Origin of the sequence: Photobacterium aphoticum, from assembly GCF_001029435.1 — a bacterium.
Lineage (GTDB): Bacteria > Pseudomonadota > Gammaproteobacteria > Enterobacterales > Vibrionaceae > Photobacterium > Photobacterium aphoticum.
The window spans coordinates 78249-103757 of the sequence record NZ_LDOV01000029.1 but is presented as its reverse complement, the minus strand read 5'-3'; the positions used below and the strand labels follow the sequence as shown (position 1 = coordinate 103757).

At 50.1% G+C, this 25509-nt stretch carries 26 protein-coding genes and 1 pseudogene; 15 read left to right on the top strand and 12 right to left on the bottom strand.

All coding sequences use genetic code 11. The features are described from left to right. Positions 1-31: 31 nt before the first annotated feature. The 5 genes from recG to gmk all read right to left on the bottom strand — a co-directional run bounded on the left by recG (position 32) and on the right by gmk (position 6022). Positions 32-2113: an ATP-dependent DNA helicase RecG gene (recG, locus tag ABT58_RS16575; RefSeq protein ID WP_047875555.1), complete on the bottom strand. Its 2082-nt coding sequence runs from the start codon at positions 2111-2113 to the stop codon at positions 32-34. Between the two features lie 11 nt (positions 2114-2124). Next, a complete protein-coding gene (gene trmH, locus ABT58_RS16570) occupies positions 2125-2838 on the bottom strand; it encodes a tRNA (guanosine(18)-2'-O)-methyltransferase TrmH (RefSeq protein WP_047875554.1) in 714 nt (237 codons plus the stop codon). A 106-nt stretch (positions 2839-2944) separates the two neighbouring features. Beyond that, positions 2945-5047, bottom strand: a complete 2103-nt coding sequence (spoT, locus tag ABT58_RS16565; RefSeq protein WP_047875553.1) for a bifunctional GTP diphosphokinase/guanosine-3',5'-bis pyrophosphate 3'-pyrophosphohydrolase — start codon at positions 5045-5047, stop codon at positions 2945-2947. 18 nt (positions 5048-5065) lie between these two features. Next, on the bottom strand, positions 5066-5344 hold the full coding sequence (gene rpoZ, locus ABT58_RS16560) for a DNA-directed RNA polymerase subunit omega (protein ID WP_047875552.1): 279 nt from the start codon (positions 5342-5344) through the stop codon (positions 5066-5068). A 51-nt stretch (positions 5345-5395) separates the two neighbouring features. After that, on the bottom strand, positions 5396-6022 hold the full coding sequence (gmk, locus tag ABT58_RS16555; protein WP_047875551.1) for a guanylate kinase: 627 nt from the start codon (positions 6020-6022) through the stop codon (positions 5396-5398). 334 nt (positions 6023-6356) lie between these two features. Between gmk and ABT58_RS16550 the strand changes: the two genes are divergently transcribed. Further along, positions 6357-6962 carry a hypothetical protein gene (locus tag ABT58_RS16550; protein ID WP_146147320.1) on the top strand — a complete coding sequence of 202 codons (606 nt, stop codon included), beginning with the start codon at positions 6357-6359 and terminating at the stop codon, positions 6960-6962. Between the two features lie 24 nt (positions 6963-6986). Here ABT58_RS16550 and ABT58_RS16545 read toward each other — a convergent pair whose 3' ends face one another. Next, on the bottom strand, positions 6987-7853 hold the full coding sequence (locus ABT58_RS16545; RefSeq protein WP_047875549.1) for a YicC/YloC family endoribonuclease: 867 nt from the start codon (positions 7851-7853) through the stop codon (positions 6987-6989). A gap of 292 nt (positions 7854-8145) precedes the next feature. On the opposite strand from ABT58_RS16545, the pseudogene ABT58_RS16540 reads away from it, so the two are divergent. The 3 genes and pseudogenes from ABT58_RS16540 to pyrE all read left to right on the top strand — a co-directional run. Beyond that, positions 8146-8469, top strand: a pseudogene (locus ABT58_RS16540) (DUF4156 domain-containing protein); the annotation flags it as partial. A gap of 254 nt (positions 8470-8723) precedes the next feature. Continuing rightward, complete coding sequence (gene rph / locus ABT58_RS16535) at positions 8724-9440, top strand: ribonuclease PH (RefSeq protein ID WP_047875547.1); 717 nt, start codon at positions 8724-8726, stop codon at positions 9438-9440. 107 nt (positions 9441-9547) lie between these two features. After that, positions 9548-10189: an orotate phosphoribosyltransferase gene (pyrE, locus tag ABT58_RS16530; protein ID WP_047875546.1), complete on the top strand. Its 642-nt coding sequence runs from the start codon at positions 9548-9550 to the stop codon at positions 10187-10189. Between the two features lie 186 nt (positions 10190-10375). On the opposite strand, the gene slmA is transcribed toward pyrE, so the two are convergent. Together slmA and coaBC are read right to left on the bottom strand one after the other, a co-directional pair. Beyond that, positions 10376-10966: a nucleoid occlusion factor SlmA gene (gene slmA, locus ABT58_RS16525; RefSeq protein WP_047875545.1), complete on the bottom strand. Its 591-nt coding sequence runs from the start codon at positions 10964-10966 to the stop codon at positions 10376-10378. Between the two features lie 208 nt (positions 10967-11174). Then, positions 11175-12386: a bifunctional phosphopantothenoylcysteine decarboxylase/phosphopantothenate--cysteine ligase CoaBC gene (coaBC, locus tag ABT58_RS16520; RefSeq protein ID WP_047875544.1), complete on the bottom strand. Its 1212-nt coding sequence runs from the start codon at positions 12384-12386 to the stop codon at positions 11175-11177. Between the two features lie 281 nt (positions 12387-12667). Here coaBC and radC point away from each other — a divergent pair, with 281 nt between their 5' ends. The 6 genes from radC to ABT58_RS16490 all read left to right on the top strand — a co-directional run bounded on the left by radC (position 12668) and on the right by ABT58_RS16490 (position 16607). Beyond that, positions 12668-13342 (top strand): RadC family protein, encoded by a 675-nt coding sequence (radC, locus tag ABT58_RS16515; protein ID WP_047875543.1) that lies wholly within the window; start codon positions 12668-12670, stop codon positions 13340-13342. Positions 13343-13515: 173 nt separating this feature from the next. Beyond that, the gene (rpmB, locus tag ABT58_RS16510) at positions 13516-13752 is read left to right on the top strand and encodes a 50S ribosomal protein L28 (RefSeq protein ID WP_047875542.1); all 237 of its coding nucleotides are present in this window, start codon (positions 13516-13518) and stop codon (positions 13750-13752) included. Positions 13753-13765: 13 nt separating this feature from the next. Further along, positions 13766-13933: a 50S ribosomal protein L33 gene (gene rpmG / locus ABT58_RS16505; RefSeq protein WP_002535344.1), complete on the top strand. Its 168-nt coding sequence runs from the start codon at positions 13766-13768 to the stop codon at positions 13931-13933. A 143-nt stretch (positions 13934-14076) separates the two neighbouring features. After that, complete coding sequence (locus ABT58_RS16500; protein WP_047875541.1) at positions 14077-14589, top strand: hypothetical protein; 513 nt, start codon at positions 14077-14079, stop codon at positions 14587-14589. Positions 14590-14593: 4 nt separating this feature from the next. Then, positions 14594-15403: a bifunctional DNA-formamidopyrimidine glycosylase/DNA-(apurinic or apyrimidinic site) lyase gene (gene mutM / locus ABT58_RS16495; RefSeq protein ID WP_047875540.1), complete on the top strand. Its 810-nt coding sequence runs from the start codon at positions 14594-14596 to the stop codon at positions 15401-15403. Between the two features lie 199 nt (positions 15404-15602). Further along, on the top strand, positions 15603-16607 hold the full coding sequence (locus tag ABT58_RS16490; protein ID WP_047875565.1) for an NAD-dependent epimerase: 1005 nt from the start codon (positions 15603-15605) through the stop codon (positions 16605-16607). Positions 16608-16689: 82 nt separating this feature from the next. Here the strand turns inward: ABT58_RS16490 and coaD are convergent, their stop codons facing one another. Together coaD and ABT58_RS16480 are read right to left on the bottom strand one after the other, a co-directional pair. Further along, positions 16690-17175, bottom strand: a complete 486-nt coding sequence (gene coaD, locus ABT58_RS16485; protein WP_047875539.1) for a pantetheine-phosphate adenylyltransferase — start codon at positions 17173-17175, stop codon at positions 16690-16692. Further along, positions 17172-18239, bottom strand: a complete 1068-nt coding sequence (locus ABT58_RS16480) for a glycosyltransferase family 9 protein (protein ID WP_047875538.1) — start codon at positions 18237-18239, stop codon at positions 17172-17174. The genes coaD and ABT58_RS16480 overlap by 4 nt, the downstream gene beginning before the upstream one ends. A 90-nt stretch (positions 18240-18329) precedes the next feature. On the opposite strand from ABT58_RS16480, the gene ABT58_RS16475 reads away from it, so the two are divergent. Then, a complete protein-coding gene (locus ABT58_RS16475; RefSeq protein WP_047875537.1) occupies positions 18330-19034 on the top strand; it encodes a 3-deoxy-D-manno-octulosonic acid kinase in 705 nt (234 codons plus the stop codon). On the opposite strand, the gene waaA is transcribed toward ABT58_RS16475, so the two are convergent. Then, entirely contained in the window at positions 19022-20308 is a 1287-nt protein-coding gene (waaA, locus tag ABT58_RS16470) for a lipid IV(A) 3-deoxy-D-manno-octulosonic acid transferase (protein WP_047875536.1), read from the bottom strand. The two genes, ABT58_RS16475 and waaA, sit on opposite strands and share 13 nt — an antisense overlap. 135 nt (positions 20309-20443) lie before the next feature. On the opposite strand from waaA, the gene ABT58_RS16465 reads away from it, so the two are divergent. The 4 genes from ABT58_RS16465 to ABT58_RS16450 are packed head-to-tail and all read left to right on the top strand — an operon-like array spanning position 20444 to position 24185. Further along, complete coding sequence (locus tag ABT58_RS16465; RefSeq protein WP_229821663.1) at positions 20444-21511, top strand: CDP-glycerol glycerophosphotransferase family protein; 1068 nt, start codon at positions 20444-20446, stop codon at positions 21509-21511. Continuing rightward, positions 21508-22449, top strand: a complete 942-nt coding sequence (locus tag ABT58_RS16460; protein WP_047875534.1) for a capsular polysaccharide synthesis protein — start codon at positions 21508-21510, stop codon at positions 22447-22449. Before ABT58_RS16465 ends, ABT58_RS16460 begins: the two co-directional genes overlap by 4 nt. 26 nt (positions 22450-22475) lie before the next feature. Further along, positions 22476-23240: a glycosyltransferase family 2 protein gene (locus ABT58_RS16455; RefSeq protein ID WP_047875533.1), complete on the top strand. Its 765-nt coding sequence runs from the start codon at positions 22476-22478 to the stop codon at positions 23238-23240. 24 nt (positions 23241-23264) lie between these two features. After that, positions 23265-24185, top strand: coding sequence for a polysaccharide pyruvyl transferase family protein (locus ABT58_RS16450; RefSeq protein WP_047875532.1), 921 nt, complete (start codon positions 23265-23267; stop codon positions 24183-24185). A gap of 60 nt (positions 24186-24245) precedes the next feature. On the opposite strand, the gene ABT58_RS23530 is transcribed toward ABT58_RS16450, so the two are convergent. Continuing rightward, the gene (locus ABT58_RS23530; RefSeq protein WP_053063118.1) at positions 24246-25382 is read right to left on the bottom strand and encodes a glycosyltransferase; all 1137 of its coding nucleotides are present in this window, start codon (positions 25380-25382) and stop codon (positions 24246-24248) included. Positions 25383-25509: the final 127 nt, after the last annotated feature.

Below are 25509 nucleotides of genomic sequence, written 5' to 3'. Positions count from 1 at the left end.
GCGTGAGAGCGATAACCGACGGGGTTGGTGGTTATGCGTTGGAATAGTTTTCCCGCTGACCGAGCCAGCGGTCAATGATGGCCTTGGCGTTGTCCGGGTAATGGTCGTGCAGGTAGCGGGCCAGTTTCTGAACCTGTGGGATCAGGTGCTGATCACGCACCAAGTCCGCCACTTTAAACTCGGCAATACCGGTTTGCTTGGTCCCCAGCAGTTCGCCGGGGCCACGGATCTCTAAGTCACGCTGGGCAATCACAAACCCGTCGCTGCTTTCGCGCAGTACGCCCAAGCGTTTCTGCGCCGTCTTGGACAGCGGCGCGTGGTAGAGTAGCACACAGTGACTGGCCACTTGGCCTCGGCCCACACGACCACGTAGCTGGTGCAACTGCGCCAGGCCTAAACGTTCCGGGTTTTCAATCACCATCAGGCTGGCGTTCGGCACATCCACACCGACCTCAATCACGGTGGTGGCGACCAGCAGGTGCAGCTCGCCGGCTTTAAAGCGCTGCATGACGGCCTGTTTCTCGGCCGGCTTCATGCGCCCGTGCACCAGGCCGATCTTGAGTTCCGGTAGCTGAGCGGTCAGTTCATCGGCGGTGTCAGAGGCGGCTTGGGCTTCCAGCACTTCCGATTCATCGATCAGGGTACAGACCCAATATGCCTGACGGCCTTCGTTCATGCACGCGGCACGAATGCGGTTGATGATGTCTGCGCGGCGCGAATCCGGCAGGGCCACGGTCTGGATCGGGGTACGGCCCGGTGGCAGCTCATCGATGACGGACGTTTCCAGATCGGCGTAAGCGGTCATCGCCAGCGTACGCGGGATCGGTGTGGCGGTCATGATCAGCTGGTGCGGGTAGCGGCCGTCATTGGCGCCTTTTTCGCGCAGCTCTAAACGCTGGTGGACACCAAAGCGGTGTTGCTCATCGATGATCACCAAGGCCAGATTCTGAAACACCACCTGATCCTGAAACAGGGCGTGGGTGCCGACCACCATTTTGGCTTCGCCGCTGGCAATACGGGCCAACTCGCTTTCGCGCGCTTTGCCTTTGAGTTTGCCGGCCAGCCAGCCCACTTCGATCCCCAGCGGATTGAGCCACTGAGCAAAGTTAATGGCATGCTGCTCGGCCAGCAATTCGGTCGGCGCCATCAGGGCGACCTGAAAGCCGTGTTCAATGGCGCGCAGGGCAGCCAGTGCCGCGACCAAGGTTTTCCCCGAGCCTACGTCCCCTTGTACCAGCCGCATCATCGGGTGTGGCTGGCTGAGATCCCGCTCAATGTCGGCCACAACGCGCTGTTGGGCGCCGGTTGGGCTGAATGGCAGGCTGGCCAGCAGTTGTTGTTTGAGCGTGTCTTGAGGGGATAAGGGCCAGGCCGCATGTTGCTGGCTTTTGTTACGCACGGCTAGCATCGACAGGTTCTGCGCCAAAAGTTCTTCAAGGATCAGGCGTTGCTGCGCCGGGTGTTTCCCTTCTTCCAGCTGATCGAGCGATACGTCTGGCGTGGGGCGGTGCATCAGGTGCAGCGCCTGCGACAGGGTCATCTGACGGTCGTACAGGCCTTCCGGCAGCAGTTCACGCACCGCCGCTTTGTCGAGCAGCGACATGGCCTGATCGGTCAGGTTACGCAGGGTCAGCTGGCGCAGGCCGTCGGTGGTCGGGTAGACCGGTGTCAGGGTGTCTTCCACGCTGAGTTCCGTCGGCTCCGAGAACAGGCGATAGTCAGGATGGATGATCTCCAGCCCGTACTGGCCGCGTTTGATCTCGCCGTAGGCTTTGACTTGTTTGCCGTCGGCAAAGCTGTTTTTCATTGCCGCCGTGAAGTTAAAAAAGCGCAGGGTCGCGGTGCCGGTGTGATCGCTGATCTTCACCGTCATCATACGACGTTTGCCAAAGGTGATGTTGCAGCTGAGTACTTCACCCTGAATGGTCAGGTGCTGGCCGGGCATCACTTGGGCAATCGGCCAGATCCGCGTGCGGTCCTCATAGCGGAGCGGCAAATGGAAAAGCAAGTCCTGCACCGTGCGCAGGCCGATCTTATCCAGTTTTTCGGCCATTTTGGCCCCGACCCCCGACAGCTCGGTCAGGGCGATGGTATCAAGGAGTTGTCCGCTCATGAGGCATTCCGTTAAGGTAATTTCTTCTGCTTTTTAGGTTCCGTGGCCTGCATGGTGCGCCACCAGCTTTCGTCGGCCGCGATTTGGCCTTCTTCGTCCAGCGGCGGGTAAGGTAAGCCTTTACGGCGCGCCACTTTCGCCAGTACCGGGTGGCCGCGTTCAAACAAAATACGGTTCACCACATCATCCGGTAGCAAGGTTTTCTCGCGCTCGTACATACCGGCGTTCTGGCGCTGACGCTGCGCTTCATACAGGATCAGGGCACTGGCCACCGAGACATTCAGTGACTGTACCATACCCACCATCGGGATGATGATATCTTGATCGGCCATCGCCAACGCTTGTGCGGTGATGCCGTTCTTCTCGCCGCCCAGAATGATGGCGGTCGGTTTGGTGTAGTCAATCTCACGGAAATCAACGGCTGTCTCTGACAGGTTGGTTGCCAGTACCTGCATGCCTTGTGCTTTCAGGGCTGCCACGGCGTTCACCATGGAATCGTGCGTTTCCAGCTCTACCCAGTTACGGGCGCCGGCAGAGGTGTGGGTGTGCAGGCGCATGCCATCGGTCGGCCACACGGCATGGACTTTGTGTACGCCGACCGCATCAGCGGTACGGATGATGGCAGACACGTTATTGGGCTTGTGGACTTCTTCCATGCACACCGTCAGATCCGGCTGGCGGGTGGCAAGAACAGAATGAATACGTTGGAAACGATCGGGTGTCATGGTGCGTTTACCTACAGCGAGTGCTTAAACAGTTACCTAAAGAAAACGCCCGAGAACGGGCGTTTGGATTATGCGTCGGTTGCGGGAAAATCCCTCAAACCGTTGATCAGTTTTTCTGGCGCGAGACGCGAACCACATTCGGCATCACACGAATACGGCGCATGATGTTGGCCAGATGAATACGGCCTTTGGTGGTCAGACGCACGGTGATGGTGTACAGACGGCCATCTTTTTCTTCGGTCGCCAAGCCCTGAATGTTCGAGCCGGTGGCCGCGATGGTGTTGGTCAGATCCGCCAGTGCCCCTTGGTGGTTTTGCATGTCCACTTTCAGGTTGGTGACGAACTCCTGCTCGAAGTCTTCACTCCATTCCACCGCCATGTACTTATCCGGCTCACGCTGGTAGCCACGGATGTTGGCACATTCCTCACGGTGGATCACCAGGCCTTTACCCGGGCTGACATGGGCCATGATCGGGTCACCATGAATAGGGTGACAACAATTGGCGAAGGTCAGCAAAATGCCATCGGCACCGCGAATTGGCAGGCGACGGTCATTTTCTTTCTCGGTCAGCTCATCGGCACGGCCTAGCAGACGGCGGGCGATCACCACGCTCATCAGCTCACCCAAACCGATTTCGGCCAGCAATTCTTCCAGATCCGCCAAACGCAGATCCGCCAGCACTTGTTGCAGGTTCGCCGGTTCGACCTGGTCGATATTCAGCGCACCCAGTGCGTGGTTAAGCAGACGGCGACCCAGAGTGACGGACTCTTCACGGCGCATGGTTTTCAGAACCTGACGGATCTTGGTACGGGCGCGTGAGGTCACCACATAGTTGAGCCATGCCGCGTTCGGGCGGGCACCTGGTGCACTGATGATCTCTATGGTCTGGCCGTTTTTCAGCGGCTTGCTCAGCGGGTACGGCTGGCGTTCCACACGGGCACCGACACAGGCGTTACCCACGTCAGTATGCACGGCGTACGCAAAGTCGACCGCTGTCGCCCCGACCGGTAATTCCACAATGCGGCCTTTCGGGGTGAAAACGTAAATCTCATCCGGGAACAGATCAGATTTGACGTTTTCGATAAATTCAAACGAGCTACCGGCGCTCTGTTGCAGTTCCAGCAGGCTCTGCATCCAGCGTTGCGCTTTGACCTGGGCGGTGGTGCCGGAGCTTTCACCGTCTTTGTAGGCCCAGTGTGCCGCGACGCCTTTATCGGCCATTTGATCCATGTCTTCGGTGCGGATTTGCACTTCAACCGGTACCCCGTGCGGGCCCACCAATGAGGTGTGCAGCGACTGGTAGCCGTTGGCTTTTGGAATGGCGATGTAGTCTTTCATGCGGCTTGGACGCGGCTTGTACAGGTTATGTACCTGACCCAGCACGCGGTAACAGGTATCGAGATCCTGCACCAGTACGCGGAAGGCGTAGATGTCCATGATGGTGTGGAAACGCTGCTCTTTGTTCTTCATCTTGTTATAGATGGAGTAGAGGTTTTTCTCGCGTCCCAGTACCGTGCCTTCAATCCCCGCATCGTTGAGGCGACCCTCAATCTCAGCGTGGATCTTATTGATCATTTCTTTGCGGTTACCACGGGCGGCAGCCACCACGTTTTTCAGGACGCGATAGCGGTTAGGATAGAGGGCTTCAAAGCCAAGCTCTTCCAGTTCGGTCTTGATATTGTGGATACCCAGACGGTGGGCCAGTGGAGAGAAAATTTCCAGCGTTTCGCGGGCGATTCGACGGCGTTTGTCCGGGCGCAGTGCACCGAGTGTGCGCATGTTGTGCGTACGGTCAGCCAGTTTAATCAGGATCACGCGGATATCATGGGCCATGGCCATGATCATTTTACGGAAGTTTTCTGCTTGCGCTTCTTTGCGGTCGCGGAATTTGAGTTTGTCTAGCTTCGATACACCATCAACCAGTTCGGCCACGGTGGAGCCAAAGCGGCTATCGAGATCTTCTTTGGTGACCTCGGTATCTTCAATGACGTCGTGGAGCAGGGCTGCCATGAGGGTTTCGTAGTCAAGGCGCATTTCCGCCAAGATACGAGCGACAGCAATCGGGTGGATGATGTAGGGTTCGCCGCTAGAACGCGTTTGCCCTTCGTGTGCATCGCGCGCAATCAGATAGGCCTGCCTGAGCGCCTCGATTTGAGACTCAGGCAGGTATTGTGTCGCGACTTCTTTCAGGCTATCAAAAAGATACAATTCGCCCGGTTCCCTGAATTAACGGTGGTTGTCGCCAGCAATAGCGCTAACAGCGGCTAGCTCTGCTGCTTCTTGCTCTTGTACTTCCTGACGCTCACGAGCATCCAGGATTTCTTTTGTGATCAGACCTTCTTCGATTTCACGAAGCGCGATTACAGTGTACTTGTCGTTTTCTTCAGGAACCAATGGATCCTTACCGCCGGTTTGCATCTGACGAGCGCGGCGAGCAGCAATTTGGATTAGATCGAAACGGTTGCCAATTTTATCAACAGCGTCTTGAACGGTTACGCGTGCCATGGAGGACTCCAGTGGTTATATAAATAAAGATGGAAAATTGTACAAAAATACTTACTGATCTGCCAGCAGGGCATTCAGCATGCTGTTATATTTAGCAGTTTGCTTATCTTGCTTCAATCGTTCTGCGCGGATAATGGCTTTAAAGTCCATTAAAGCTACGTCGAAATCGTCATTAATGATCACGTAATCGTACTCATTGTAATGGGAGATTTCTGAACGGGCTTCCTGCATACGGCGGGCAATCACAGCATCGCTGTCTTGACCACGAGCATTCAGTCGGCGTTCCAGCTCTTCTTTCGAAGGTGGCAAGATAAACAAGCTTTTGGCTTGTGGCATTTGCTTGCGAATTTGACGCGCGCCCTGCCAGTCGATGTCAAGGAACACATCGATGCCTTTATTCAGCTGCTGCTCGATCCAAGGACGAGAGGTGCCGTAGTAGTTACCAAACACTTCTGCGTGTTCCAGGAACGCACCTTGTTCAACAAGATCGGTAAATTCTTCTACGCTAACGAAATTGTAATGAACGCCGTGCTCTTCGCCCGGGCGCATACCGCGCGTGGTGTGGGAGACGGATACTTTCATGTCATAGGTCGGATTGGTTTCCAACAGGGCGTTGATAAGACTTGATTTACCAGCACCGCTTGGGGCCGACACGATGTATAGAGTACCTTTGCTCATTGCCTATTTTCACTCAGTGATAGAAGGGCGCGCAGATTATCATGAACTGCGCCTAATTGAAATTAGCTGATTGCTTGAAAATTCATCTTTTTCCGTGCTGCTTTGATAACTATACGCCGTTGGCGGGGATTTTGCGTAATGCTGTGCCAAGCCAGTGAGGCTGCGGCTTGACCTTGAATTTGGCTGAAACACCGTTGCACCTTGCGTCAAAGAATGTCGACTGTTTCCAGAGTTTGGCTGAGATAGCCGGTAAGAGGCTGGCGAACGCGGTGCACTTGGGCTAGACCGATGCGCTAGAGCGCGACAGACGGCGGCAATGAGTAAGGAGCACAGGGTGAGTATGGATACGGACGGGCGACAAGGTAAAAGCAACGGGGAAAAGGCGATGTACCGCGCGTTAAGGCGAATGGCCAATAGCGGTGTGCGTAGTCTGGGTATACTGGGGATGAGCCTGCTGAGTGCCGGTGTGAGCATCAGTGCGGTTGCCTCAGTAACGGGACTGGCCGGGGATGCCGTGCCAGCGAAGGCGCTAACGCCTGAGACCATGACACCGGCAAGGCATTCAGTGCTGGCGTTATCCAACCATCATCGCCTGATGGCCGCCCTGCAAGCGGTGGTGGCGCAGCAGTCCTCCGATACGTCGCCGCAGTATTTCTACATCACGCCGTATTCGCCGCAAGACATGGTGGCCTATGTGGCTTGGCCGCAACAAAAACGCCTGTGGATCGTGCCGGTGTCGGAGCATCCGGATTATGCCTGGCATGAAGTGATACATCCGCAAGCCCGTCCCGGGTTGCATTTACAAGGGGATGTGGTGGCGACTCACGCCGAGATTGGCGCACGCACCGATGTGGTCGATCGCACGTGGGCAGCGGAAAAGCTGTTTGAAGCGGTAGTGGAGGGGGAGAAAATCATGGTACCGCCGCCAATCCATGATTAGCGGCGGGCAGAACGGAATAAAAACTTATTCGATGTTCTGGATTTGTTCGCGCATTTGCTCGATCAGCACTTTTAGCTCAACCGCAGACGCTGTGATGTCAGTGTTGATGGATTTGGAGGCCAGCGTGTTGGACTCACGGTTGAACTCTTGCATCATGAAGTCCAGACGACGGCCACAAGCGCCGCCTTTTTTCATGATCTTGTGGGTTTCTTTCACGTGAGAGTCCAGACGATCCAGCTCTTCGGCCACATCGCTCTTTTGTGCCAGCATGATCAGCTCTTGCTCAACGCGGGTCGCATCCAGCTCAATCTTCGCTTCTTCAAAACGGCTTAGCAGACGCTCGCGCTGCCATGCCATCACTTCTGGCATGTGAGCACGCACTTTCGCCGCTTCTTCGCTGATCGCATCCAGACGCTGCACGATCAGATCTTTCATGTTGGCGCCTTCGCTGGCACGGGCGGCCAGGAAGTCCTCGATGGTGGCATCAAAACCGTCCAGCAAATCTTTATTGATCGCATCCAAATCTTGTTCAGAGGCTTCCATCACGCCCGGCCACTGCATGATCTGGAACGGGTTGATACGGCTTTGCTCACCCGTCAGCGCCATGATCTGCTCAGCCGCTTTAATCACTTGGCTGGCCAGTGTCTGGTTGATGTTCAGCGCCGCATTAGCCGCTGGGTTGGCTTCAAAGCGCAGGTTACATTCCACTTTACCGCGTGCCAGACGCTGGCGGAAACGCTCGCGCAGGACTGGCTCAAGGCCACGGAACTGCTCTGGCATACGCAGGTAGGTTTCAAGGTAGCGTTGGTTAACCGAACGGATTTCCCAAATCGCGGTGCCCCAGTCTGCTTTTACTTCGCGACGGGCATAGGCGGTCATGCTATGGATCATTGGCGGAGGGCCCTTCTATAAAATGATGATAACTGCTTACTGGCTGTTCGCATGAACACGAAGAGCCGTGCAATACAGGATACGGCGCAGTTGTCGTAGCCTCTTGATTATAACGTAGCCTTCCGAAGAAAAGATAGGTAACGCCCAGATGAGCACAGCGAGGCAGGTACCGTATTGTGATGAAAATAGGCCGAAAAAGCAGGCCAAAAACAGTGTGCATTTTTTGAGTGCGTTCTGGTGATTTTGCGATTACACTCCGCCGTCATTTTTTACTTTGTGAACCCAATAGTTAATGAAAAAGTACTTCACGTTAGCGCTATTAGGCCTGTCTTTGACGGGCTGTGTAACTTTCCCGACCGCAGACTCTCGCCATGTGCAGGTGATCTGGGATGACACGCAAGCGATTCAAGGCTGTGAGCTAAAAGGCACGGTATTGGGTTCGCAAGGTCACTTCTACGATTACTGGCTGCATGCTGATCGTGACATGGTATGGGGTACGCTGAACGAAATGCGTATTAAGGCGGATGATCTGCAGGCTGATACCCTGTACTTGTACCAGCCACTGGGCTTTTTGAGCTCGGTGACCATGATGGCGAACGCGTATGACTGTCAGCGTGCCGCGAAAGCGGAAGCAGAAGTGAATGTTGAGATGTCTGCGCCGGTTGCAGTATCAGCAGAAGCCGACGTCGACACAGACACAGCGGCCGCGCAATAAGCGTGACCGACACGTGACATGTTTTGCCGACAGTACGTTGTCATCAACGCGCGTTAAGTGCTTGAAAAGGTGCGAGGCAAAGGGTTTCGCGTGCACTGATCGGCGGTTATCGCTATAATCGCCGGTTAATATCAGCCAGCCAAAGGGAATCCCCGATGCGTCCAAGCGGAAGAAATGCTAATCAGGTGCGTCCAATCACCATCACTCGTCAATTCACAGCCCATGCTGAAGGTTCGGTGTTGGTGGAATTTGGTGACACCAAAGTGATTTGTACAGCAAGTGTGGAAGAATCTGTCCCACGCTGGTTGAAAGGTAAAGGCCAAGGCTGGGTAACAGCAGAGTACGGCATGTTGCCGCGTGCGACCCATTCCCGTAACCGTCGTGAAGCAGCCAGCGGTAAGCAAGGCGGCCGTACGATGGAAATTCAGCGCCTGATCGCGCGTAGCCTGCGTGCTGCGGTCGACCTAGAAGTGCTGGGTGAGCAGATGATCACCGTTGACTGTGACGTGATCCAGGCGGATGGCGGTACACGTACGGCGTCTATCACCGGTGCGATGGTGGCGCTGGTTGATGCGATCAACTACATGCTGGAAAAAGGCATGATCAAGAAAAACCCACTGAAAGGCATGGTGGCGGCGGTGTCGGTAGGGATCTACAACGGCGAGCCAATCTGTGATCTGGAGTACGTGGAAGATTCAGCGGCCGAGACCGACATGAATGTGGTCATGACCGAAGAAGGCAAGATGATCGAAATCCAGGGCACGGCGGAGGGCGAAGCCTTCAGTCACGACGAGCTACTGGCGATGCTGGCATTAGCCAAGCAGGGCATTGAAGACATTATCAACGTGCAGAAACAAGCGTTGGCCAATTGATTTTGAGGCGGTTCCTATTGGAGCCGCTTTTTTTTGGCTGTCGGGGCGGATATCGCCTGTCTGATAGCCCGAGTATGACTATACGTTTCATAAAATAAGGAAAAACCATGAAAGCATATCAGCGTCAGTTCATTGAATTTGCCCTCGAAAAAGGCGTGTTGAAATTTGGTGAGTTCACACTGAAATCTGGCCGTAAGAGCCCGTATTTTTTCAATGCCGGGTTGTTTAACACAGGTCGTGATTTAGCACGCCTTGGCCGTTTTTACGCTGAAGCTTTAGTGGATGCGGGTATTGAGTACGATGTGCTGTTTGGCCCGGCGTACAAAGGGATCCCAATCGCCACAACCACAGCGGTAGCATTGGCGGATCAGCACGACATCGACACCCCTTACTGTTTCAACCGTAAGGAAGCCAAAGATCACGGTGAAGGCGGCAACCTGGTGGGTAGCCCACTGGAAGGTCGCATCATGCTGGTGGATGACGTGATCACAGCCGGTACGGCGATCCGTGAATCGATGGAAATCATCAAAGCGAACGGCGCAGATTTGGCGGGTGTACTGGTGGCGATTGACCGTCAGGAAAAAGGCAAGAGCGAGCTGTCTGCGATTCAGGAAGTAGAACGTGACTTCGGTTGTGCGGTGATCTCGATTGTGTCTTTGGGTGACGTGGTACGTTACCTGGAAGAGCAAGCGGGGATGGAAGTGCATCTGGATGCGGTGAAAGCCTACCGTGCCGAGTACGGTGTATAAGTTTTTAGGGACGTGTACTGAGTCGGCGAGGAAGAGCGGGTCTTTTCCTCTGCTTTAGAAACAACAAAAGCGAGTGTCATTGACGCTCGCTTTTTGTTTTTATTCTGCCCGAACCTCGAACCTCGAACCTCGAACCTCGAACCTCGAACCTCGAACCTCGAACCTCGAACCTCGAACCTCGAACCTTTAGCCTAACTCAGCGCTCAGCAAACGCCAGTAATCGTCAAAGTTGGCAGTCGGCTTGTATTTGAAGTTTGAGCGAACGAAACGGTTCAGGCTGCCTTCGACCTGGCCCAGCAACTGGGCGGCCAGGATGGATTCATCCACCGGGAAGCCTTTGCCTTCACGCAGTTTACGCTCACGCAGTACCTGACGCAGCTGGGTTTCAATGCGCTCAAACAACTGGTTGATGCGCGATTGCAGACGGTCTTGTTCAAACATCAGGGCGTGGCCGGTCATGATGCGGGTCAGGCCCGGATTGCGTTCTGCAAAGGTCAGGATCAGCTGCAGTACCATGCGCAGGCGATTCAGGGTGTCTTTTTCGTCATCCAGAATGCGATTGATGCGGGTGGTAATGGTGTCTTCAATAAACTCGATCAACCCTTCAAACATTCTCGCCTTGCTTGGGAAATGGCGGTACAGCGCGGCTTCCGATACGCCGACCTGCGCGGCCAGCTTGGCTGTCGTAATACGTTGGCTACCTTGAGCCGATTCCAGCATCTGCGCCAATGCTTGCAAAATTTCTTCGCGGCGGTTGTTTTTCTTGTTGCCAGCCATGAATAACCGTTCCTTTTCAAAATAAAACTGTCTGCGACAGTGTGAAACCCGCTTATCTTAGCGGTGGAGCCAGAAGGTGAAAAGCACTGCGGCTCGATACTGAGTGCTTTATCGACCAAAACTGCCCAACCTGAAGGGATGGGCAGCATCTTTGCACGACGAAAGTGGGCAAGCTCAACAATGGCTGCCCGTTATCGCGTCTGAACGGTTAAGACTGGGCGCGAAAGCGGGTGATGATCTCATCCATCAACTGTTGGCCCAGTGTGGCTTTGCTGGCCTGTGGCAGGGCTTTATCGCCCTGTGCCCAGTACAGGTGCAGGGCATTGTTGTCACTGTTAAAGCCCAGGCCTTGTTGCGACACGTCATTGGCGCAGATCAGATCCAGATTTTTACGCTGCAGCTTATCCTGTGCGTACTGCGCGACATCTTGGGTCTCTGCGGCAAACCCGACGGTGAACGGGCGTTGTTCAGTCAGTTGGGCAATGCTGGCGATGATATCGGGGTTTTTCACCAGCGAAATCACCATCTCATCCTGACCGCTTTGCTTTTTCATTTTTTGCGTCGCGACGTGAGCTGGGCGGAAGTCTGCCACGGCGGCGCAGCCGATAAAGATGTCACTGTGTGGCGCATGGGTATGCGCGGCCTGATACATCTCTTCAGCGCTGTCGATATCAATGCGCTTAACACCGGCAGGTGTCGGCAGGTTGGTCGGACCGCTGATCAGGATCACTTTCGCACCACGTTTGGCTGCGGCTTCGGCAATGGCGTAGCCCATTTTACCGGAGCTGTGATTAGTCAGGTAGCGCACCGGATCAATGGCTTCACGGGTAGGGCCTGCGGTGACGGTAATGGTGACATCGGCTAAATCCGCCGGTTGGAAGAAGGCTTCCACCTGATGGACTAACTGCATTGGCTCAAGCATGCGGCCCGGGCCGACATCGCCACAGGCTTGTTCACCACTGGCCGGTCCCCAAATGTGGCAACCACGGCGGGATAAGGTAGCAATGTTTTCCTGAGTGGCGATATTGCGGTACATCTGCTGGTTCATGGCCGGTGCCACCGCGATAGGCGCGTCGGTCGCCAGGCACAGGGTGGTCAGCAAATCATTGCCCATGCCGGCCGCCATGCGGGCGATCAAATCGGCGGTAGCCGGTGCCAGCAGCACCAAGTCGGCCCACTTGGCCAGTTCAATATGGCCCATCGACGCTTCTGCCGCCGGATCCAACAAACTGTCAGACACGGGGCGGCCAGACACGGCCTGCATGGTCAGTGGGGTAATGAATTCTTTGGCGGCTTTGGTCATCACGACCTGTACCTGCGCACCACGCTCAATCAGTCGGCGTGTCAGTTCTGCACATTTATAGGCGGCGATCCCACCGCTGATCCCAAGAAGTATTTTTTTCCCTGCCAGAGTCTGCATCTTTCTTGCCTGCTATCGATATCCGGAATTTGAATGCGGCACACCTTATCATCAAAAAAGCAGGCTCACCAAAAAGAAAGCACGCTTCCTTGTTCCCGATCAAGCCGGCGAATGTGAGGCCAGCGGGTATTCAGCGGGTGGGGTTCTGTGACGTCAGCAGCAGTTTCCTGAGGGGGCTTGCGCGATAGCCGGTGGATTTTTTCGTGCTGGCAAGGTTCTGGGTAAGGAAGGCTTGTGCGGTATACCTGTCAGGGATTAGCTGGCCCTAACAAGGAGGGATCATGTCACTCAAACAGTTACCGGAAGCGTCCCGGCCTCGGGAGAAACTATTAATGCGGGGGGCCACGGCGCTTTCTGATGCGGAATTACTGGCGATTTTCTTGCGCACAGGCATCGCGGGCATGAACGCGATCGAGCTGGCGACGGACTTATTGCGTCAGTTTGGTTCGTTGCGGGCGTTACTCGCTGCTGATCAGGCCGCCTTTTGTGAAGTGAAAGGCTTAGGGCCGGCCAAGTTTGCTCAATTACAGGCGGTATTGGAGATGAGCCACCGTTATCTGGAAGAAACCCTGAAAAAAGGGGATGCCTTAACCAGTCCGGAGCACACGCGGCGATACCTGTCGCAGGTACTGCGTGATCGTCATCGGGAAGCGTTTTACGTGTTATTTTTGGATAACCAACATCGTGTGCTGACCGGAGAGGTATTATTTGAGGGCACAATCGATGCCGCGAGCGTTTATCCGAGGGAAGTTGTAAAAAGATCACTGGAACTTAATGCAGCCGCGCTCATTTTATCGCATAATCACCCGTCAGGCGTGGCAGAGCCGAGTCAAGCAGATCGTCGAATTACCCAACGTATCCGTGATGCACTGGCGTTGGTCGATATTCGAGTTCTAGATCACTTTGTTGTCGGTGATGGGGAGATCACTTCCTTCGCCGAGCGAGGATGGCTATAAAATAGCCAAATTTTGCCCAAAAAGTTGAGAAAGGACTGCTCGGGACTTGAGCAACTGGTTTTGACTTAGTATAATGCGCGACCTTTGATAGCTGTGGTTAGATGTGAAAAAGTTCTTTCGCATTGCATATACCATGGTAGATATCGAGCTGAAACGATTTGGAGAAGACAGTAATGTCCCGAGTATGCCAAGTAACTGGTAAGCGTCCTGTAACGGGTAACAACCGTTCACACGCACGTAATGCCACCAAGCGTCGTTTTCTGCCGAACCTGCAAACTCATCGTTTCTGGGTAGAAAGCGAAAAACGCTTCGTTAAACTACGCCTTTCTGCGAAAGGTATGCGTATCATTGATAAGAAAGGCATCGATGCCGTTCTTTCTGATATGCGTGCTCGCGGCGAGAACGTTTAAGAGGATTTGAACAATGGCTAAAGGCATTCGTGAGAAGATCCGTCTAGTATCATCTGCTGGTACAGGCCACTTCTACACTACCGACAAAAACAAGCGTAACATGCCAGGCAAATTTGAGATCAAGAAATTTGATCCAGTAGTTCGCCAGCACGTTATGTACAAAGAAGCTAAAATCAAGTAATTGGTTGACCGCTTTTTTGATAAAAACCCAGTTTATTCTGGGTTTTTTTATACCTGAAATTCCGCTTCCTCCTCGCTTCCTTTTACTGCCTCCTGTTTGAACCATGCTATGATTTCCGCTCTGATCACAGGAAGGATGTCACCATGAGACTGTCTCGTCGGGGCTGGAACAACGTCATTATTTTTGCGGTGATAGCCTTTATCGCCATGATCCAACTGCCCGAGTGGGTAAAAAGCCGAGCGATGTCGACCGATACGGCACCGGCCTCTGCGTCATCCACATTGACCCGTTTACTGCCGGCCAACGTATCGGTTGAGCAGGTAGTATTTCCCCAGACGACATTAACGCACACCGAGCTGGGTTGGCAGGCAACGCCATTAGTGACGTTACCGGCCCATACGTTGCTGTCCCACTGGGTGAAGCTGGAAGGAACGCCAGTCAGCGAGGCCATCATGGCCAAGTTGCAGCCGCAGTTAACCTCACCGCGACAGGTGCGCTTTACCCTTAGCGAGCACGCAGATCCTGTGATCGTCACGGTGTATCAGCTGCCGCAGTTTTGGTTGTTGCAAAACGATCAGGGCGAGTGGTTAGCGGTGTCGGTCGCGGAAGCGTATTTATTCCCGCCGAGTTCTTCCTCATCGACAAGCAGTGAGTAACGTTATGCCTGAATTACCAGAAGTTGAAGTCAGCCGTATGGGGATCGCCCCGCATGTCACGGATCAACGTGTTACCCAGCTAGTGGTGCGAAATCCCAAATTGCGCTGGCCGATCCCAGAGGATCTGTATCAGATCGAAGGGCAAGTGATCCGTGCGGTGCATCGCCGTGCTAAGTATTTATTGCTGGAAACGGATATCGGCACCGCGATTGTCCATTTGGGGATGTCAGGCAGTCTGCGCGTATTACCGGCCGGGATCCCGCCGGAGAAACATGATCATGTGGATCTGTGCTTAGCCAGTGGCGAAGTGCTGCGTTATAACGATCCTCGTCGCTTTGGCGCGTGGTTGTGGCAGCCCAAAGACAGCGAGCACAGCGTATTGAGTAAACTGGGGCCTGAGCCGTTCAGTGACGCGTTTAATGCCGCTTACTTGCAGGAAAAAGCGCAAGGAAAACGCACCGCGATCAAAACCTTTATTATGGATAACCATGTGGTGGTGGGCGTGGGGAACATCTACGCCAATGAGTCGCTGTTTGCCGCCGGTATCCATCCGAAGCGTGAAGCGGGCAAGATCGCACCGCAACGCTTGGCGTTATTGGTCGATGAAATTAAAGCGGTTTTGGCGTTTGCCATTGAGCAAGGCGGCACCACACTGAAAGATTTTAAAAATGCTGACGGTAAGCCGGGCTATTTTGCCCAGGAGCTGCAAGTGTACGGCAAGGCAGGGCAACCCTGCCCGCGTTGTGATAAGCCGTTGAGTGAGGCCAAAATCGGTCAGCGTGCCAGTGTCTATTGCAGTGCGTGTCAGAAGTAACGAGTGGTTGTTATCCGTCTCGCCGTAATGGCTTAGAAAAAAGCGGGGCAGATTCAGCGCCGCTTAACCCGTAGCTCAATAATATTGATGCCGTTTTTCCTTCACAAGCATACCCACCTGTCTGGGGCGGTGCTATGATCTTGTCATTGATAGTAGTTTTTTGTGCTCATGGAGCATTATTAGAAGGTCGACGCCGATGATGAAATATCTGGTTACCGGCGCTGCGGGGTTCATTGGCAGTGCAGTTGTGGAACGTTTGTGTGCGATGGGGCACGAAGTGGTCGGGATTGATAACCTTAACGATTACTACGAGGTGTCATTGAAGCAGGCGCGTCTGGCGCGTATTGCTCATCCACAATTTACGTTCATTGAACTGGATTTGGCCGATCGTGATGGCATTGCCAACCTGTTTGCTGAGCAACAGTTCACCCGAGTGATCCATCTTGCGGCACAAGCGGGTGTGCGTTATTCCATTGATAATCCAATGGCGTATGCCGATAGTAACCTGGTGGGTCACCTGACGATTCTGGAAGGCTGTCGCCATAATAAGGTTGAGCACTTGGTGTATGCCTCTTCAAGCTCAGTGTATGGCCTGAACCAGAAGATGCCGTTTGATACGGCTGATAGCGTCGATCACCCGATCTCACTGTACGCGGCGACCAAAAAGTCTAACGAGTTGATGGCACACACGTATTCTCATCTGTACGGTGTACCAACTACTGGTCTGCGTTTCTTTACCGTGTACGGCCCGTGGGGACGTCCGGATATGGCATTGTTCAAGTTCACCAACGCCATCATGGAAGGTAAAACCATTGATGTGTACAACAACGGCGATATGCGCCGTGACTTCACTTACATCGATGATATCGTAGAAGGCATTATCCGCATTCAGGCGGTGATCCCAGAGAAAAACAGCGATTGGACGGTGGAAAGCGGCTCGCCAGCCACCAGCTCTGCGCCGTACCGTGTGTACAACATTGGCCACGGCAGCCCGGTGAAACTGATGGATTTCATTGAAGCATTGGAAGAGGCGTTGGGGATGGAAGCGAAGAAAAACTTCATGCCAATGCAGCCGGGTGACGTGTATGCCACCTATGCCGACACTCAAGATTTGTTTGCAGCCACCGACTACCAGCCAGCCGTTAAAGTGAAAGAAGGCGTACAAGCGTTCGTCGATTGGTACCGCGCGTACTACCAGCGTTGATGCTGGGTTTGTAAAACAAGAGAAGTAAAATCAAAGGAGGCTGATGCCTCCTTTTTTGTATCTGACGGTCTTGGCGAAGGGGTTATCGCTGTCCAAACTTTTTCATGAGCGCTTGAGTGATCACGGGATCAACAAACTGGCTGACATCGCCATTGTGTAAGGCCACTTCCTTCACAATGGTGGAAGAGATAAAAGAATTCTCTTCTGCCGGAGTGAGAAAGACGGTTTCCAGCTCTGGCATCAGGCGACGGTTCATGTTGGCCAATTGGAATTCATATTCAAAATCTGAGACTGCGCGCAGGCCACGCACTAAGATATTGGCTTGGTATTCTTTGGCAAAATCGACCAGCAATCCGGAGAAGCCGACAATGTCGACGTTCTTTAGATGTTGGGTGATCTGTTTGGCCAAATCGACCCGCTCCTGCAGATCAAATAGTGGCTTTTTACTTGGGTTGTAGGCAATGCCGACGACCACATGGTCGAACATGGCCGCCGCACGCTCAATCAAGTCGAGGTGGCCATTGGTGATGGGATCAAATGTCCCTGGGTAAATTACACGGGTTGTCATTGTCGATCCCATTCATGTGTTGCTGTCGTTGCCAGCAGTTTATCCAGTAGAGCGGTAACTTGCTCTAGGGTGATGTCTTGCATCAGGTCTTCGCCTTTAACGCGTGTACCCCAAGGTAAGGCAGCAGCAGGCTTGCTGTGTTGTTGAAGGGCATGATGTTCATATGCGCTGGCAACCCAATCCAGACTGTTGTAGGGGCCAGTACGCTGTGGATTACTGTGTGCGTACAACCCAATGACCGGGGTACCTTGTGTGGTGGCAAGGTGTGCCGGGCCGGTATCCGGCGCCACAACCACGCGGGCTTGACCGAGCAAAGCGGTCAGCTGCTTCAAGCTGGTTTGGCCGATGAGATTACGCAGTGGATAGCGGCAATGTTGCTCGATAGCTTGTCCCAGTGCGACCTCGCGTGGGGCCGGTGAGCCGCATAGCATCACTTGCAGTCCTTGTTCATGGGCGTGATCAGCCAGCTGTGCATAGCGCTCTGTTATCCAGTTACGTTCATCTTTGCTGGCGGCCGGTGAAATGATCAGGGTCGGTTGGTCACCAATTTGTGCACGGGCAAAGGCCACCTCTTTATCGTTGAGTGGAATGTGCCACTGAGGCGCCGTGAACGGGACACCCAGATAACGGGCAAAATCCGCAAAATTATCCAGTACGTGTACACTGTCAGTGTCCGGCAAATGGCGGTTGGTGAAAAGCCACTGGCCTTCTTTGGTACGGTTTTTACTAAAACCAATACGGTATTTGGCTTTGATCCCCACCGAGAGGGCGCTGGCACGTAATGCTGCCTGCATGTGCAGGAGGGCATCGAAGCGTTGCCCTTTGAGAGCGCGCCAGACAGCCTTCATGCCTGCAAAGCCCGCTTTTTTGTCAAACACTACCACGTCAATACCTGGTAAATCACCGATCAATTGGGCTTCAATTTTGCCGCAAATCCAGGTGATTTTGGTCGTCGGCCAGTGGGCTTGGATCGCTTGTACAACCGCAATAGCATGGCAGACATCGCCGATGGCTGAAAGTCGAAGAATGCATAGGGACTGTGGCGGTGAAGAAAAAAGTGCCATAGCAGATACCTGTAAATGATTGATGGGGAAATTATGCAGTTCACGTCCATGATTGTAAAATACTCCGTCACCCCTGCTTGGAGATTATGCGTGCAAGAGAGAGTAAATGCGAATCAGCGTATCTGGTTTGATCCGACGCTGCTAACGGAGTCACCTGACCATTGCTTTGAGTCTGAATTTTGGTTGCAGGCCGGTAAAGTGATTGGGTCAGCACAAGGCCGCGGCACTACGTGGTTCGTGCAAGGTGAAAAACTTGAAATGGCACTGCGGCACTATCGCCGTGGTGGGCTGTTTGGCAAGCTGGTGAAAGATGCGTATTGGTTTACCGGCTGGCTGCGTACCCGGGGGGCGGCAGAGTTGCTGTTACTGGAAAAATTGGTGCAAGGGGGCGTACGTGTCCCGCGTCCGGTAGCGGCTCGCGCAATACGTACAGGCTTGACCTACCAGGCCGATCTATTGGTTGAAAAAGTCCCCGGCGCGCGTGATTTGGTGGCGCTGCTGGAGCTGGGGCCTTTGCCGCCACATTGTTGGCGAGCGATTGGTGAGATGGTTCGCCAGATGCATAACTTGCAGGTTTGCCACACGGATTTAAACAGCCACAATATTTTGTTGGATCAGGCTGAGCAGGTTTGGTTGATTGATTTTGATAAATGTGGCGAGCGAAAAGGTGACGGCTGGAAAGCCAAAAACCTAGCCCGCTTGCAGCGTTCTTTTTTGAAAGAGCAGCGCAAGCGGGGGATCCAGTTTGACCCGCAGTGCTGGGCTTGGTTGTTAGATGGTTATCAGTCCGTCTGATGAGGGGAAGAGAGTTGCTGGGCCAGTACGTCTAATGTTTTGGCGACAGCCCCCTGATTGTGCGCGACTACGTGCAACGCAGCTTGTCCCATTTGTTTTTGCTGGGCGGGATCGGCGAGCAGGGCGGTTAGCGTGTCGGCCAGTGCATCGGCATCTTGGCAGACCGTTAGCGCTCCGGCATCGGCCAGCTGCTGGGTAATGTCGGTAAAGTTATAAAAGCTGGGACCGGTCAGGGTGGGTTTGCCCAAAGCCGCAGGCTCAAGCATATTATGCCCGCCCACGCGCTCCCCGAGTAAACTACCTCCCATGAAGGTGATGTCAGCCGCACCTAATAACAGCAACATTTCCCCCATGGTGTCAGCCAGATAAATGCTGGTTGACGCTTCAACAGGTGCTCCGCTGGTACGTCGGACACAGTGGCCGTATTGTTGGCAGAGCTGTTCTACCTGATCAAAGCGTTCCGGATGACGAGGCACGATGATGAGCAAGCTGGTCGGGTGTTTCGCTTTGACGCGTTCAAACGCCTGCAGGACTTGCTCATCTTCACCTTTGTGGGTGCTGGCGGCGATCCAAATCGGGCGCTCGGCCCCCAGGGCTTGGCGCAGTTGGGCAGATTGTGTGTGTAGTTGTGGTTCGATATGCAGATCAAACTTCACCGACCCGGTCACGGTAAGATGAGATGCGGGGATCCCTAATTGCTCAAAACGGTGGGCATCATCTTGGTGCAAGCACAACAGATGATCCACATGTTGGGCGATAAGTTTAAAGAAGGGCTGAAAGCGTGCATAACGGGCTGCCGAACGTGCTGAAAGACGGGCATTCATGACAATCACGGGAATACCGCGTTGATGGACGGTCGCCAAGGTATTGGGCCATAGCTCCGTTTCCATGATCAGTAATGCAGAAGGCTGAATGTGCTGCAGGAAGCCACGTACGCACCACGCGAAGTCAATGGGCATGTAGCGGTGTTCCACTAAATCACCCAGTTTGGCGATTTGCTCGGCACCTGTGCTGGTGGTCGTGGTGACCACAATGGCCTGATGAGGAGACTGTGCTTTAAGTGCTTTGATCACGGGGATGACCGCAATGGCTTCCCCGACGGAGACGGCATGGATCCAAATGGGGTGTTGCCCTGTGCAAGGGGGGGTGATACCAAAATGCTCTTTCCAGCGAGGGCCAAAAGGTGGTTTGCCTACTTTTTTACGATAGAGGCCAAAGAGAAGCAGCGGAGAGAGTAGTGAAAGTAGTACCGTGTACAATATGCGTGTGATCATAGTCTTCTTGTGAGCCAACCTCGTTGTGAAATAAAAATAGAATGCCTAAGCCTAAAGATGGAATTTTAGCCTTATTGAAAGCAAATACGTTAGAATATGGATTATTTCGTATTTATAGGCAACGAGGCCAGATCCGTGACTCAGCAGACTAAGCGCTATCTGATGTACATCGCTCAAAATTACTCATATGCCATCTTACGGCCATTGCAACAAGCGATTTTAGCGCAAGGCGGAGAGGTATATTGGTTCATTGAAGGTAAAGAAGCAACAGCAAAATATTTACAGCCTAATGAGCGTTTGCTGACATCAGTAAAAGAGGTGAAAGCTTGGCAGCCGGATGCTGTGTTTGTGCCGGGAAATGTTGTGCCTAGTTTCATTCCTGGGATTAAAGTCGGTGTTTTTCATGGTTTCAATGCTGGTAAAATGAATCGTCGAGGGCGAGAAGATCATTTTGAAATCAGAGGCTGTTTTGATTTGTATTGTACTCAAGGCCCTGATACAACTTTACGATTTGATCAATTAGCTCTAGAGCATGGTTTTTTTAAGGTACAGCAGACTGGCTGGCCGATGATGGATCCACTTTTCCAGTATCCACATAATAATCCATATGTTGATGAGCATGATGATCGACCAACGGTATTAATGTGTTCAACATTCTCTCGTAATTTAACGTGTGCCCCCCATTTGCTGGAAACGATAAAGAGACTTTCTCAGTCTGGGAAATGGCGTTGGTTGATTCAGTTTCATCCAAAGATGGATTCGACCATTGTTGAACAGTATAAAGCGTTACAAGGTCCGAATTTAACATTTGTTGAAACGGATAATGTGATCCCTTTATTGCAAGCTGCTGATGTGATGTTGTGTGATACCTCTTCCGTTTTATTGATGTTTTTATTGCAGCGAAAACCTGTGGTGACATTTCGTAATCAATCCCCAAATGCTCACATCATTAATGTGGAGCAAGCTGAATACGTGGAAGATGCTTTAGCTCAGGCATTGATGCGTCCGGATGAATTAATGGAAGAAATTGAACAATATTGTCAGATAATTCACCCTTATCGTGATGGTAAGTCGAGTGAGCGAGTATTAGCGGCGACAAATGAAATGATTGAGAATGGGCTTAAGGGGTTAAAAAGAAAACCTGTTAATATGATAAGAGAGTTTAAAATGCGGAAGAAGTTAAAGTTTTGGGCTCTAAAATGAGACAATTAAATCGTTCTATAAAAGAAAAATTACGTCAATTGAAGTGTCGCTATCGTTCTAAACCTAAATTATCGCATGATGTTCTTAATCAAGGTCAACAGGTGTTGGCTGAATTAAGGTTAGAGAATAAAGGTTCAGTCGATGAAAATAAAACCATTTGGATGTTTTGGGATTCCGGCTTAGATAATGCACCAGGGGTTGTTCAATTAAGTTATAAAACTTGGTGCAAGCTAAATCCAGATTATAAAGTTATTTTATTAACTAACGATAACTTATATCAATACTTAGGTTTTGAGTTTAATGCTATATTCCCTATATTAACGGTTAATCTAGGAGCTGCAGGTAAAAGTGATTTACTACGTTTGCATCTACTTAATCGTTATGGTGGCGTATGGGTTGATGCAACAACATTTTGCTTGAAACCGCTTTCTCAGTGGTTAGATATTTCTTATTCTGGTTTTTTCTGTTTTAGAGAAAAACATTCTGATGACAGAAATTTGGTTTCGTGGTTTTTAGCATCTAAACCTGGTCACCCGATCATAGAAAAACTCCTCAATATATCATTAGACTATTTAACAAAACAGAGAGCGAATAATTTAGATGTTGTGGGATTGAAAACCACATTACTTTTAGCTAAAGAAAAGCAATTGATATCAAAAAAAGATTCAGGTATTGCTTTGTTAAACTTTCTTGAGAGTAAACATGCAGCCCCATATTTCTGGGTTTTCTATTTATTTAATGAAGTGGTTAAATTGTCACATAATCAATTGACTTGGCAGCATATAGAAAAGCAGAATAATTTATGTGCAGAAATGTATGAAGATATAATTAGTTTTGAACAGTCATATGTTTCTAAACAAACATACAGAGAAAAATATGTAAGTAGTGAGTTATATCAGCAAAGAGCTCAGAGAATCACTGAACTTCTTAATGTGTAAACTAATCATTAAAATAGGCTTATATAATGAAAAAACATACACTATCAGTCATATTGATAACTAAAAATGAAGCAGATCGGGTTGAGGTTTGTTTACGATCAGTTGTAGATATTGCTGATGAGATTATTGTCCTAGATAGTGGCTCCACAGATGAAACTGTCGATATTTGCCGTCGTTATACCGATAATATTACGATTACAGACTGGCCTGGTTTTGGTAAACAAAAACAGCGAGCGTTAGATAAGGCAAGTTGTGATTGGGTGTTATCTATCGATGCGGATGAAGCGTTGGATGATAACATGAAGCAAGCTCTAAAACAGCTATTGTCACAAGAGTTGATAAAGGAAACTGCTTACCGTTTACCTTGGGGAGTAACATTGTACGGTTCAACACTAAAGTATGGGCGTAGTGCCCGTTCAGTATTGCGTCTATTTAAACGAGAAGGCGCACAATATACTTTAGATGAAGTTCATGAAACGGTGATCCCTGTAGCAGGGGAAACGGGCACGTTGAAAGGACTTTTGTTGCACTATACTCATCGAGATTACGGACATGGTCTTGATAAAGCCGCGCAGTATGCATGGCTTGGTTCACAAAAATATCACCGTAAAGGAAAAAAATCTCACGGTTTACTTTTAGCGTTATTACGTGCGATATGGACATTCTTCCATATTTATATTATTCGTCGAGGATTTCTTGATGGTAGTGTTGGTTTTATTGTCGCGATGACGTATGCACAAGTGAATTTTAATAAATATGTGGGCCTGTGGCTTTTAGAACGTGATAAATAATATTTATATTAAATAGGTTAAATAATGAAATTAGAATACTGTCATTCAGAGACATTTAACTTTGGTGATGATTTAAATCCGTGGTTGTGGCCAAAGCTATTGGGTGACACGTTTGATGATAATACTGATAGCTACTTTTTAGGTATTGGTACAATTTTAACAAAAAAACGTATTAATGAGCGCCTTAAAGAGGCAAAGAGGATCATTATATTTTCTTCTGGTGCTTGGGATGAAGAATTACCAACCTTAGATGAACGTTGTCAAGTGTTTGGAGTGCGAGGGCCTCGTACGGCGGAAAAGCTCGGTTTATCCCCTGATTTAGCCATTGGTGATGGAGCTTATTTGTTACGAAAGGTGGCATTGCCTGTACCAGAAAAAAAATCAGGTATTGGATTTATTCCTCATCATCGGAGCGAAGATTTTGTTGACTGGCAATCAGTGTGTGATTCAGCTGGTTTGAAATTTATTTCAGCAAAACAACCGGTTGAAGATTTTTTGTTAGATTTACAGGGATGTGAAAAAGTTGTTACTGAGGCTATGCATGGTGCCATTGTAGCTGATGCGTTGCGTATCCCTTGGATTCCGGTTAAATTTTCTCCTGCTTTTAATGAGGAAAAATGGTATGACTTTGCTGAATCAATGAATTTGAATATCTCATTTGAAACATTGCCATTTATGTCAAAGATTACAATGCCTATTGGGAAAATGCTGGAGAATGCGATTAAACGTGGTTTAAGCCGTTATTTATCATGCCCTGTAAAGTGGTCGAGATTACCGGTTGTTTTTAAATCAGCTTCATCGCAAGAACTGAAAGAGTTGAGTGATTCATTACATAAGCTTTCATTGATTAATGGGATTTTGAGTGATGAAAAGCATGTTAATTTTATTACGGAACAGCAGTTTGCAATCGTGCAAGACATAAAAAAATCGATGCGCTGCCAATAGTTGTACTTACCTGTTTTTTAAAGAGGTTGATGTGAATAATCAACCTCTTTAAAACGGTTGTTATTTTATTTGTGTCAGCTTTAATTGTTTTTTTATTATTTCTGGGAATGACAGCTTTTTAATTACATCTGCATTTGGGCGAATGCAATTTTCGGAAAACTGTCTAATTTTAATTGAGAGAGCATTGCTGTTTTTTTCTGAAATGCCAACGGAAAGTTCATCGCAAAGGATTTCTGTGATTGGGCCACAATCAGTAGCAATTACAGGAGTACCACATGCTAATGCCTCATTTACAACAAGAACAAATCCTTCTACGTCTGAACTAAGGACGAAAAAATCAGCCTTTTTCATCCATTTAAAAGGGTTTTTATCAAAACCATGTAAAATGACTTTTTTTTCTAATTTTAAATCTTTAATTTGCTTTTCCAATGATTTTCTTTCATGTCCATCACCTATTATTACAAGTTTTTGAGAGATGTTTGATTTTTTATATGCTGAAATAAGGCGATCAAATCGTTTTTGTTTTGTCATTCTTCCAACAGATAAGATGAATGGTTCGATGAGGTTTATCTCCTCCTTCGCTAGCTCAGATATTTTTTCTATATCACACGGATTATATATGGTTGTTAATGATTTAAATTTAACTCCAAGTAAATAGGACTTTGTTTCTATGGGTTCTCTGATGAAATTAGATACGGTAAAAATTGATTTATTTGAGAATAAAATTCTGAAAAGGAAGTTGTAATAGATGTTTGAGTTTGATTTTTTCGCTAAAAAATGTGGTAAGTGTAGGCTGTATACTACATTATCTTGATTTATAGAATGCAGATGGTGCATAGATCGTGCACCATTGATAAATATAGCATCATAATTGTCATTATTATTGATGAATTCGACATATAATCTATTATATAACCAGCCTGCCCAAATAAAGTCACTACCGGGTAGTGCGTTTCTTAATATTGACTTGTATAAAATATAGTATACTAATAAAAGTGGATTAAAAAGTAGTTTTTTATGTAAGTTTAAATGTTGGATTTTGCATTTGAAGTCAATGTTTAAATCTATCTTGTCCTCTAGTAATAGAATAGTAACACTATTTCCTTCTTTTACGTGATATCGAGCAGTATCTAAAGTGATTTTTTGTATACCACCGATTTTTAAATTATGTACAACAAATAGTATATTTCTTTTCATTATAAGTGCTTGTTAGATGATTGTAATGAATCGTTGCCATTTGTTTGTTTTTATGACGTCACATAGATGGCTAACTTAATATATTGCTTATTTTTTTTATTGTAATGTTTTTTGTTTTTATTTGTGA

Bases quoted from the DNA above. Each gene is read 5' to 3' on its own strand.
- ABT58_RS16500 (WP_047875541.1), top strand. From the start codon at position 14,077: ATGAGACTGTCTCGTCGGGGCTGGAACAACGTCATTATTTTTGCGGTG.
- ABT58_RS16455 (WP_047875533.1), top strand. From the start codon at position 22,476: ATGAAAAAACATACACTATCAGTCATATTGATAACTAAAAATGAAGCA.
- mutM (WP_047875540.1), top strand. From the start codon at position 14,594: ATGCCTGAATTACCAGAAGTTGAAGTCAGCCGTATGGGGATCGCCCCG.
- ABT58_RS16480 (WP_047875538.1), bottom strand. From the start codon at position 18,239: ATGGCACTTTTTTCTTCACCGCCACAGTCCCTATGCATTCTTCGACTT.
- ABT58_RS23530 (WP_053063118.1), bottom strand. From the start codon at position 25,382: ATGAAAAGAAATATACTATTTGTTGTACATAATTTAAAAATCGGTGGT.
- radC (WP_047875543.1), top strand. From the start codon at position 12,668: ATGTCACTCAAACAGTTACCGGAAGCGTCCCGGCCTCGGGAGAAACTA.
- trmH (WP_047875554.1), bottom strand. From the start codon at position 2,838: ATGACACCCGATCGTTTCCAACGTATTCATTCTGTTCTTGCCACCCGC.
- ABT58_RS16490 (WP_047875565.1), top strand. From the start codon at position 15,603: ATGAAATATCTGGTTACCGGCGCTGCGGGGTTCATTGGCAGTGCAGTT.
- recG (WP_047875555.1), bottom strand. From the start codon at position 2,113: ATGAGCGGACAACTCCTTGATACCATCGCCCTGACCGAGCTGTCGGGG.
- slmA (WP_047875545.1), bottom strand. From the start codon at position 10,966: ATGGCTGGCAACAAGAAAAACAACCGCCGCGAAGAAATTTTGCAAGCA.
- gmk (WP_047875551.1), bottom strand. From the start codon at position 6,022: ATGAGCAAAGGTACTCTATACATCGTGTCGGCCCCAAGCGGTGCTGGT.
- ABT58_RS16460 (WP_047875534.1), top strand. From the start codon at position 21,508: ATGAGACAATTAAATCGTTCTATAAAAGAAAAATTACGTCAATTGAAG.
- pyrE (WP_047875546.1), top strand. From the start codon at position 9,548: ATGAAAGCATATCAGCGTCAGTTCATTGAATTTGCCCTCGAAAAAGGC.
- ABT58_RS16450 (WP_047875532.1), top strand. From the start codon at position 23,265: ATGAAATTAGAATACTGTCATTCAGAGACATTTAACTTTGGTGATGAT.
- rpmB (WP_047875542.1), top strand. From the start codon at position 13,516: ATGTCCCGAGTATGCCAAGTAACTGGTAAGCGTCCTGTAACGGGTAAC.
- coaBC (WP_047875544.1), bottom strand. From the start codon at position 12,386: ATGCAGACTCTGGCAGGGAAAAAAATACTTCTTGGGATCAGCGGTGGG.
- rpmG (WP_002535344.1), top strand. From the start codon at position 13,766: ATGGCTAAAGGCATTCGTGAGAAGATCCGTCTAGTATCATCTGCTGGT.
- rph (WP_047875547.1), top strand. From the start codon at position 8,724: ATGCGTCCAAGCGGAAGAAATGCTAATCAGGTGCGTCCAATCACCATC.
- rpoZ (WP_047875552.1), bottom strand. From the start codon at position 5,344: ATGGCACGCGTAACCGTTCAAGACGCTGTTGATAAAATTGGCAACCGT.
- ABT58_RS16545 (WP_047875549.1), bottom strand. From the start codon at position 7,853: ATGATCCATAGCATGACCGCCTATGCCCGTCGCGAAGTAAAAGCAGAC.
- waaA (WP_047875536.1), bottom strand. From the start codon at position 20,308: ATGATCACACGCATATTGTACACGGTACTACTTTCACTACTCTCTCCG.
- coaD (WP_047875539.1), bottom strand. From the start codon at position 17,175: ATGACAACCCGTGTAATTTACCCAGGGACATTTGATCCCATCACCAAT.